The organism is bacterium (assembly GCA_037131655.1).
Taxonomy (GTDB): Bacteria; Armatimonadota; Fimbriimonadia; order Fimbriimonadales; family JBAXQP01; genus JBAXQP01.
On the sequence record JBAXQP010000455.1, the window covers coordinates 1 to 1721 of the forward strand.

General features: G+C 46.5%; 3 protein-coding genes. 2 read left to right on the plus strand and 1 reads right to left on the minus strand.

The window, feature by feature from the left end:
- Together WCO51_13545 and WCO51_13550 are read left to right on the plus strand one after the other, a co-directional pair.
- Window positions 1-465, plus strand: a 465-nt coding sequence (locus tag WCO51_13545; protein ID MEI6514277.1) for a transglycosylase SLT domain-containing protein, incomplete at its 5' end; no start/stop codon positions are given.
- 625 nt (window positions 466-1090) lie between these two features.
- Window positions 1091-1423 carry a hypothetical protein gene (locus WCO51_13550; GenBank protein ID MEI6514278.1) on the plus strand — a complete coding sequence of 111 codons (333 nt, stop codon included), beginning with the start codon at window positions 1091-1093 and terminating at the stop codon, window positions 1421-1423.
- Between the two features lie 3 nt (window positions 1424-1426).
- On the opposite strand, the gene WCO51_13555 is transcribed toward WCO51_13550, so the two are convergent.
- On the minus strand, window positions 1427-1721 hold a 295-nt coding region (locus tag WCO51_13555), incomplete at its 5' end, for a fumarate hydratase C-terminal domain-containing protein (GenBank protein MEI6514279.1).

Genomic DNA, 1721 nt, shown 5'->3' on the forward strand with positions numbered 1-1721 from the left:
ATGACCACCCGCCTCGTTTTGCCTGACTCCGCGGATTTGGTTGCTCAACCTTCAAGATCGGTCGCCCTCTTTAGTCAATTCAAATCGACGGTCACGATCTCGGCCAACGAATTAGCCCTCGTGTCGATCACAAGCACTTACGTGGAATCCGCTCGAAAGGCGAAGGGCGCCCAACTTGTAGCTCGCAACATAATGGCGAGCAAGTACGGCTGGACCGGAAAGCAATTCGGTTGCTTGAAATCTCTCTGGTCGCGTGAGAGCCATTGGAATTACAAGGCTCACAATCATCGATCAGGTGCCCACGGAATTGCCCAGGCTTTGCCGGCAGGCAAGATGAACATGATTTCAACGGATTGGAAAACCAATCCAGTGACCCAGATTCGATGGGGACTTCACTACATCGATATTCGCTACTCGACCCCTTGCAACGCTTGGTTGCGTTTTCAACGCCACAATTCTTACTAGTCGCGACGATCCGCCCCTCCTTTTGTAGGCCTTAGCAGTATCTGGGCGGTTACAGCCACAGGACAAAAGTTACTCTCCGTCATTCGTTTAATAGGCTGTGGATAAATTCTCGGGTTTGTCCAAACGTCTTGTAATTCTTCAAGTATGAATCTTCGAAGAATTTTTGGTTTGTTAATGCTTATCTCACTATTAAACGTTAGCGACGCTTTAGGAAGCCAGGTGAGAGCAGAGGAAGCAAAGCCTCCGTGCCGACTTCAAATCGGGGATGCTCATTTATCGACGGACCTTTTTGAAAAGTCTGGGATAAGGGCCGTAAAAGTTAACGCTTCATCGATATGCAATGTTCCTCAATCGAGTGTTGCGATTACGGTAGAAATTTGGAAGACCGGGTTCTTGGGAAATCACCGAGTGGGGAAGCAAACTACCAGGAGTCTAGGGACCACGTACCCTGGTTCTCGAGTCAACAATTTCAGTACATACAGGAAATGCTTAAGTAAGACTCCAACCAATTACTACGGTGTGTCATATTCCAAAGCGCTTATAGGTGGCAAATGGCAATATGCACGTCATGTTCTCTCCGAGAAAGCCATTCTTCTCAAATGTGGAACGTGAGGTAGCCTTAATTATGGATTATGAAAACCCGGATTTTCTAACGCCGGAACAAAAACTTCGGGAGCAAGAGGTAATAACAAGGTGTTTTAAACTTATGCGTGATGAGCGATCAAGATACGAGAAACAAGCTCAGACTTTATTAGCTAGTAAATTCTTCGTATCAGAAAATGGAATGTACGGCTTAGCCTATTCAATTGAAAGGGATCGCTACATTTGCAACGCACTTCCCCGGTCACCCCTCAGCCATAGTTTTTCAATTGAGGTCCCAATACCTGATACACAAATAGAGCAAATCGAAGCCTTAATCGAACTATTCGCCCAAAGTGAAGCTGGTTTAATCCTTTAAACGCTACTCCGGTCGTTTGCCAATCGATAATGGCTTAGACGTTTGAGCGTAGAAATCATTTCCTTTGTCATCGATGATGATGAATGCAGGGAAGTCTTCGATCTCAATTTTCCAGACAGCTTCCATTCCTAATTCCGGAAAATCAAGGACTTCGACTTTCTTAATGCAGTCTTGGGCTAAACGTGCTGCAGGTCCGCCAATGGATCCAAGATAGAAGCCACCGAATTTCGCGCAGGCATTTGAAACGGCCGACGAGCGATTGCCCTTGGCCAACATAATTAGCGAGCCGCCGTGAGAC

Bases quoted from the DNA above. Each gene is read 5' to 3' on its own strand.
- WCO51_13550 (MEI6514278.1), top strand. From the start codon at position 1,091: ATGGATTATGAAAACCCGGATTTTCTAACGCCGGAACAAAAACTTCGG.